The following is a 561-nucleotide window of genomic DNA, read 5'->3' as shown; positions in this document are numbered from 1 at the left end:
TAACACCAAACATGAGCACATGGCGTCCATGTGACCAAGTTGAATCAGCGGTAGCATGGAAACTGGCGATTGAACGTAAAGATGGCCCATCAGCGCTGATCTTCTCGCGTCAAAACCTAGCACAACAACCTCGTGATGCAGAGCAAGTGGCGAACATCGCTCGCGGCGGCTACATCCTAAAAGATTGCGCAGGTAAGCCTGAGCTAATCCTTATCGCAACTGGCTCTGAAGTTGAGCTAGCAGTGAAAGCGGCAGAAGAACTAACGGCGCAAGGCAAAGCGGTACGCATCGTATCAATGCCAGCAACTGACGCTTTTGATAAGCAAGATGCGGCTTACCGTGAGTCAGTATTGCCTTCAGATGTGACAGCGCGTATCGCGATTGAAGCCGGTATTGCTGACTTCTGGTACAAGTACGTTGGTTTTGATGGTCGTATCATCGGTATGACAACGTTCGGTGAGTCAGCACCCGCTGAACAACTGTTTGAAATGTTTGGTTTCACAGTTGAGAACGTAGTGAATACTGCGCAAGAGTTACTGGCTTAATTGCCGCTTGCTAGCT

1 protein-coding gene is annotated in these 561 nt (G+C 49.4%); it reads left to right on the top strand.

Annotated elements, in window-relative coordinates; genetic code table 11:
- On the top strand, window positions 1-545 hold a 545-nt coding region (locus RH88_RS10405; protein WP_005595647.1), incomplete at its 5' end, for a transketolase-like TK C-terminal-containing protein.
- Window positions 546-561 lie beyond the last annotated feature (16 nt).

Source organism: Vibrio scophthalmi LMG 19158 (assembly GCF_000222585.1).
GTDB classification, from domain to species: Bacteria; Pseudomonadota; Gammaproteobacteria; order Enterobacterales; family Vibrionaceae; genus Vibrio; species Vibrio scophthalmi.
The sequence above is the reverse complement of the archived record's forward strand: the minus strand, read 5'-3'. Positions and strand labels throughout refer to the sequence as shown.